Genomic DNA, 7,120 nt, shown 5'->3' on the forward strand with positions numbered 1-7,120 from the left:
CGCTAATTGCCGCTGGCTTGCCGGTTCCGCAGCCCGGATGCACCGTCAGCACTCGCAATCGCATCCTGGAATACCCCTACTAGCCGGTCGGCAGCCGCCGCCCACGAAAACTGCGCAGCATGACCCACCGCGGCCTGCCCCATCTGGACGCGGCGTTCGTCGTCGTCCAGCAAATCTGCCAGCGCATCGGCCCAATCGGCAGGGTCGTGCCCGTCGACAAGCACGCCCGTCTGTCCATCGGCAACGGCAATCGGCAGGCCACCGACCCGCGCGGCCACCACCGGGGTGCCGCACGCTTGCGCCTCCATGGGAACGAGCCCGAATGATTCGTTGTAACTCGGCACCGCGATCAGGTCGGCAGCTTGATACACCGCCACCAGCTCCTCCGGCGGGCGGGTATCAATGAACCGGATGCACTTGGCGACGCTCAGTTCACGGGCAAGATTGTGGTAATAATCCGGGCTGGCTGCGCTTCCCGACGGACCACCGCAGATCACCACTCGCAGGCACCGGTCAGGCTCGCGGCGGAACAGCTCGGCGGTAGCGCGGATGAGCACCTCGGGGCCTTTGAATTTCTGTAAACGGCCAACAAACGCGACAACTTTCGTGTGTAGTGGGATACCGAGTTCGCGTCGGGAGCGCTCTGTGTTGCGGTCTGTGCCCGGGGTAAACAGTTCTAGGTCGGCACCTGGCGGAACCACCACGATCTTGGATGGTTCGGCATCATAGTGGCCAATGAGGTCGCGGGCTTCTTCGTCGGTGTTGACGACGAGAGTGTCGGCGTTGTCGACAAGTTGCTGTTCACAGATACGGCGGGCCTCGGATTCGGCGGTATCATCAGCCGAGCGATAGGCGTTTTTCACTGCCGCAAGCGTGTGGGCGGTGTGGACGAGGCTGATGCCCCACAGGTCGCGCAACAACCAGCCAACCTGGCCGGAGAGCCAATAGTGGGAGTGGATCGCATCATACGGCGCGTGACAAGGAGCGTAGCCGGTACGGGACTCCTGCTTGGCCACCGGCTGGGATTCTTTGTTGACGAACTGCACGATGCCCCCGGTAAAAGCAACGAGTTGCGTCGGCAACGATTCTTTTTCGAGCCCGACATAAGGGCCCGCGATGATGTTGATCACGCGGAGGTTTTCGGCAAGTTGCATGACCTCCGGCTGGGAGGATCGGGTGGCGCGGGTGAAGATATCGACGCCAATACCCTGGTTCGCGAGCTGGCGGGCGATATTTAAGACGTAGACGTTCATGCCCCCGGCATCGCCGATTCCCGGCTGCTCGATGGGTGAGGTGTGCATAGAGATCATGGCGATGCGCATACTTGCATCCTAAAGATACTGGCGTGCTGCAGCAGAACTGGAGCTTATATAGGTCGTGACCTAAAACGAACCTAGAACAAACCTAGAGCAATAATTCCAGCGTGACGGACCTGATCCCTGTTTGGTGGACACCTGATACCCAGCCCATTTGCGCTGGGAAGAAAGGTAATCTACCACCATGTCCAGGTATTCCGACGAGTTTAAACGCGATGCCGTAGCCCTGTACGAAAACAATGAAGACCTCTCGCTGAAGTCAGCATCAGCAGAGCTCGGAATCGACCAGGCATCGCTATATTCCTGGGTTAAAAAGTACGGCACCGGTAAACGCTCCCGCACGAAAGCGCTACACAATAAAGCTCAAGTGGCCAATGATTCCGAACGCATCCGCCAGCTCGAAAAAGAAAACGCTCAGCTGCGCGAAGAACGCGATATTCTGGGTAAGGCTGCAAAGTATTTTGCTTAAAGCGGACTCACTGGTGACCCGCTTCCAATGTGTCTATGACCACCGAACCGAGTATCCGGATCACACGGATGCGCCGCGTGTTACAGCCGAATCATTCCTCGTTCTACAAATGGGTCAGAACCCGCAAAAAACGCAGGTTAAAGGTACATTCTGACGGTCTTATTGGTGCTAAAATCAGATCCATCTTTGATGATGAGAATGGTCTTTACGTCACTCCAACGCATCGCTGCAACCTTGAAAGAGGACACGGCGTGTACCCCGGTAAACCACAAAAAAGTCGCACGCATCATCAAAAGCCATGGGGCTCAAAAGGCTTGAGCAAACACCGCCGATGCATCACTACCAGACCTAAGCCTGGCCACCGAGTCATGCCAGATTTACTAGGCCACAAATTCACAGCTAACGAGCTAAACCGCGTCTATGTCGGCAATATTACTTATCTACCGTGTAAGGGTGGCACAAACATGTATTTGGCCACGGTCATTGACACGTATTCACGTAAACTTGCAGGTTATGCACTTGCCGACCACATGCGGGTCTCATTGGTTATTGATGCTTTAGACCACGCACACGGTGTGCGCGGCAGCCTTGATGGGGCTGTATTCCACTGACGATCACGGCAGTGTCTATACTTCACAGGCGTTTCGGGACCATTGCGCGTCGTTGGGTGTGCGCCAGTCCATGGGAGCAGTAGGAACGAGTGCTGATAACGCCCTAGCAGAATCATTTAACGCCACCTTAAAGCGGGAGGTACTGCGTGATGGGAAAGTCTTTGACAATCCGATTACCTGCCGCCAGGAAGTCTTCCGGTGGTGCATGCGCTATAACACGCGCAGGCGGCACTCCTGGTGCAATCTTGTGGCTCCTGACGTCTTTGAAACCAAAGCTTCGGCTACACTAACTAAATCAGCATAGCTAACCCCCGACGTGTCTACTCTCCAGGGGCCAGCCCCTAGTCTGGAGCGGTCATTTCATAGAAAGTGAGTCATAAATTGTCATTTAATTTCAACAATTCTGTCGACAAATCATTTTTAGCTTCAGCAGAGAGTAATATTTTCATCTCGATGCTTATTGTCTATATTTTCGCATTAGCTTGCAGTTTGTTTGCGTACTCGAAGGTAGCGCTTGTGCGCACTAAGGATAATTCGAATAATTCAAAGCCAACCGATGTGTCGTCTGCGCCTGCAACTTCGCGTTGGTTCCGTTCTAGCTTTTATATCACTATTATTGCACTTACTCTTCAGGTTCTTTATCTCATCACAAGGGGACTCTCGGCCGGTAGGCTTCCTTGGGGTAATCTTTTCGAATACACGGTTCTGCTCTCTGGCGTCGCAGTCGTTTTAATTCTCGGTCAGATTTACTCAAATTTTCGGTATCTTCCTTTACTCCCCTGGGTATTGACTCCGGTAATGGCATTGTTATTTTATGCCGGGACCAAGTTGTACATTGATTCTGCTCCCGTGCCCCCTGCGCTTAAGTCAGGTTGGTATTATATTCATGTAACTACCGTTTCTATTGGCGCATCCGTCGCGTTGGTCTCCGGTGCAGCCTCATTAGTTTTTATTATCCGCTCTTGGTCGCGCTCTGGATCCGCCCCTCAGTTTGTGCGGTTAATTTGCAACCCCTTGCCCTCCCCTGAGGTTATAGATGGCCTGGCGTACCGAACGTGCATATGGGCCCTTCCAATTTTCGGTCTGGGGATTATCTTCGGCGCTATCTGGGCTGAGGCTGCTTGGGGACGATTCTGGAATTGGGATCCAAAGGAAACAATGTCTCTAGTGACATGGGTACTTTATGCCGCCTATCTTCACTCCCGGGCTACGCGTTCTGTAGGTACGGTTTTTCCTGCGTGGGTCAATGTCCTAGCTTTTGCAACAATGATTTTTAATTTGTTTTTTATCAATCAAGTGGTGTCTGGTTTGCATTCCTATGCGGGACTTAACTAAGTCACATAATTTTCACTTATGAAGTGCCCCGAGTTTTGTTCCTAGGCATTTGCCTTAATCTCTATTATTCCCTGTTGCGGGTTCTGCTTCCACAATTCGGTCTCCACCTCGACAACATCATCCCACCAGCGAGTATGGATCAACTCGTTCTTGTGAGGGGCCGTTGACGTTTTCCGCCAACGCATTGTCATATCAGTGTCATATCAGTCGCCAACAATTCCGGTGGAAGATTGAATCCTGAATTCAGTGAGTTTCTCGTTGTAGAGAACGCTGACGTATTGCGAGCCATGATCTTCAATGGTGCACCAAACCTCTCGTTTCTTCAGCACTCACAATCGCTTGATTGAGTGCTTGCAGCGGCGAAACCTGAAGTGCGCATTGAATCCGATAGCGCCCACCCAACTATCCCCCCCCCTTGAATAAACATCGGTAACAAACGCGGCATACACAAAGCCATTGTTCGTGCGCACGTAGGTAATGTCAGCCACCCACAGCGTGTTTAAGGCCCCTGGGCTTTGAACTCACGCTCCACCAAATCCGGGCGCAGATCCGGCAGGTTGAGGTGTACGGGTTGTGATAGGTGATGCGCCTTTGCCAGAAACACCAGCCAGGCGCATCAGCCGGGCGGTGTGTTCACGACCGATATCGATTCCGTCACGGCGTAGAGCATGCCATATTTTCCGCACGCCGTAGGCACCGTAATTATTTCTATGAACAGCCACTTATACGTTCAACCAGCACGCCGTCACGAAGATGACGAGCGTTTAAGCCCTCGGGCTGTGGATTGGCGATAACCACGCGAGGTAATAAACCCACCAGCCCGGTTATTTTTCAACGTCGTACAGATGAACTCAGGCAGAGAAACGATCCCGGTATTTATCGATGAATCGGATCATTTCTTAACGTTTTGGGTCGAGTTCCGATGCGAAAAAAGCTGAGGAGGCCTTCAGCAGCTCATTAGTGTCGCGGAGTGCTTGATTTTCACGGCGTAGCCTCACGTTTTCCGCAGCCAAGTCTTCAGGAACAGGCTCTGGGATGTTTCCTGCACGACGGGCAGGCTTAAGTCCATTGACGAGCCGTGTGCCATGTAACTCCCACCTTTGGGGCTACTGCCTGGCACGCGGCCTGCATCGACATATTTTCCGCCAAGATGCGATCTTCTACTAATCGGACAACTCGGTCCTTGGCATCCTGGTCAAATTTTTTGGGCATGTTCGAAGATTTTCCCATCTACTCAGACGGAACAAACCCCAGGACACTTCACCATCGCAAAGTCAGGCGTACAGTGGATAGACGTATCTCCCTCAAACATTCTCATCAACAACAAACTAGAGATTAAAGCCATAGATTTCGAAATCATTAGTGATGAACGAGGGACCACCTATTATGGTCTCCATCCTGTTCTTCAAGAGCAAGCTCCTACCCCAAGAGAATTAGTGAGCTTATGGCGCGGAAGTCTATCGGCACTGATCCAAAATTAATGACATAGGACCTGGAGCACATCATGTTCACATTACTGCATCAATAAATCTCATTTGACACACCGCAAGTTGCGGCGGGTCAAGAGGTTGACCCGTGAGAATTACCCATTTCGGAATTCCAACGCTGGGTTCATGCTGCGCGCATGAGCTTTCAGTCGCGGTTGCCAAAGATTGAGAGACATGATGCAGGATTATAAGACTTCTGATCAAAAATTTTGGACCATCGTACGCAAGAACCATCCTGACTATCTACGGTGGTTCTTCGCTGATACAGCAAGCGCCTTGGGGGCATCCCTCGTGGCTATCCCTATTTCACTTGCGAGCTACTACCTCACTGGAAGCCTAAGTCAAGCGGGAGTGATTGGAGCCGCAAGCTCGGCAGGCTCGATGATCATGACGATCCCAGCCGGGATGATCATCGATCGTTTTAACAAGAAAAAGTTACTTCTCTTCTACGGGCTGAGCCAAATTGGTATCTGGTCAACCTTCTCGCTACTGCTTTACTTGGGCAAATTCAATTTCCCACTTTTGTTCTTCTTTAGCCTGTTTGCAGGAATGATTACAGGCACGTTCGGAGGCCTGACCAACGCCATTTTGAGATTCATCATTCCTGAGAATTTGCTTGTTCAAGCGCAAGGCCGTAACCAAACTCGAGACAACATTATCTGGATGGTCGGACTACCTTTAGGAGGCTTTCTCTACGGTCTAGCCCCGGTTATTCCCTTTATTGCACAAACGTTGTGTGGGTTGGGTCCGCTTTATGCCTCAAGAACCATCAGTACGGACCTGGGGAAGAAAAACAGTGAGCAACGGTATTCGTTTAGACAGTTCTGGTCCGATAGTAAATATTCTTTGGCTTGGATTTGGAAATATCCGAGGCTTCGAACAATCTTCAGCATCGATATCTTCTCCAACTTCGCCAACTTTTTCCTCATCGCGTCCATTGACCTATGGCTGGCATACCTCAAAGTTGATGGTTGGATAATCGGCCTCACCTCAGCCATGTTCGCCCTTGGAATGATTGTTGGAGGACTTCTTCAAGACCGCCTCATCAAGCAATTGCCAGGAAGAAACATCATCCGAGCAACGATGTTTTGGGAGCTACTGTGGTATTTGTTGCTTCTTGTATTTTCTCAGTATTGGCCGTTTATCGCAGTTGCAGCATTTTTCATCGTAGTTCCCTCCATTGCGTGCAACTCATATTCCGGAGGACTGCTTGCGTTATCAGCACCTCCCGAAAAAATAGGAAAATGCTCGGCAGGAGCGCGTCTGATGATGGGATTGCTACCAATCATCGCCTCCGCCAGCGCGGGTATATTTCTCGCTGCAATTGGTTTTCAGGCAAGCATGGCACTATGCGCTCTGTGCTCGGTTATCTCCTGTTTGATAGCGGCAAGTTCAGTCCTGCGCACACTGCCTAAAGCATCCGATTTCAATTTGCTCCCCATATGCGAGTAAGCCCCAAGGGCCTTTGTCACTGACGTGTCTTCTCGACGGATCGCTGGGGAGGCACTATCGAACTCGATGCGCACTTCAGGCTTTGCTGCTGCAAGCACTCAACCAGGCGATTGTCGCGGCAAAGGAAACAACAGGTCTCATTCACCATTCGGATCACGGCTTATAGGGTGGATTCAATTGGTTGTCGCAACACCCTGAGCATGGAGGTATGAGAAGGTGGCTACCAAGGACTGGAGTAAGAAGACCAGTGATATGCCGGTGGGGGTGCGGCGTCAGTGGCGTGCGGATCGGGCGTTGCGGCCTGCGATGCGTTCCCCGGGTAGGCCGGTTCCGTCACGGGCAGTGCAACGCCAGTTCTGGGGTCTGATCGCGACGGGAATCACCACTGCGCAGGCCGCCCTTCAGGTGGGGGTGTCCGTACCGGTGGGAACGAGGTGGTTCCGTCATGCT

Annotated in this window: 5 protein-coding genes and 2 pseudogenes; 4 read left to right on the forward strand and 3 right to left on the reverse strand. The window is 52.1% G+C overall.

All coding sequences use genetic code 11. The features are described from left to right. Window positions 1-2: 2 nt before the first annotated feature. Window positions 3-1,322 (reverse strand): D-inositol-3-phosphate glycosyltransferase, encoded by a 1,320-nt coding sequence (gene mshA, locus B142_RS0109855; protein WP_018121381.1) that lies wholly within the window; start codon window positions 1,320-1,322, stop codon window positions 3-5. 178 nt (window positions 1,323-1,500) lie between these two features. Here mshA and B142_RS13670 point away from each other — a divergent pair. Together B142_RS13670 and ccsB are read left to right on the forward strand one after the other, a co-directional pair. After that, window positions 1,501-2,700 (forward strand): annotated as a pseudogene (locus tag B142_RS13670) (IS3 family transposase). 65 nt (window positions 2,701-2,765) lie between these two features. Beyond that, complete coding sequence (ccsB, locus tag B142_RS12525) at window positions 2,766-3,731, forward strand: c-type cytochrome biogenesis protein CcsB (RefSeq protein ID WP_390885516.1); 966 nt, start codon at window positions 2,766-2,768, stop codon at window positions 3,729-3,731. A gap of 521 nt (window positions 3,732-4,252) precedes the next feature. On the opposite strand, the gene B142_RS14295 is transcribed toward ccsB, so the two are convergent. Further along, a complete protein-coding gene (locus B142_RS14295) occupies window positions 4,253-4,453 on the reverse strand; it encodes an IS3 family transposase (RefSeq protein ID WP_147579275.1) in 201 nt (66 codons plus the stop codon). Between the two features lie 337 nt (window positions 4,454-4,790). Beyond that, on the reverse strand, window positions 4,791-4,943 hold the full coding sequence (locus tag B142_RS13765; RefSeq protein ID WP_049169290.1) for a hypothetical protein: 153 nt from the start codon (window positions 4,941-4,943) through the stop codon (window positions 4,791-4,793). 449 nt (window positions 4,944-5,392) lie between these two features. On the opposite strand from B142_RS13765, the gene B142_RS0109880 reads away from it, so the two are divergent. Both B142_RS0109880 and B142_RS13340 read left to right on the forward strand, forming a co-directional pair. Continuing rightward, window positions 5,393-6,670, forward strand: coding sequence for an MFS transporter (locus B142_RS0109880; RefSeq protein WP_018121385.1), 1,278 nt, complete (start codon window positions 5,393-5,395; stop codon window positions 6,668-6,670). Between the two features lie 252 nt (window positions 6,671-6,922). Further along, window positions 6,923-7,120 (forward strand): annotated as a pseudogene (locus B142_RS13340) (IS30 family transposase); the annotation flags it as partial.

The sequence above is a fragment of the Corynebacterium propinquum DSM 44285 genome (assembly GCF_000375525.1).
In the GTDB taxonomy this organism is placed as follows: Bacteria; Actinomycetota; Actinomycetes; order Mycobacteriales; family Mycobacteriaceae; genus Corynebacterium; species Corynebacterium propinquum.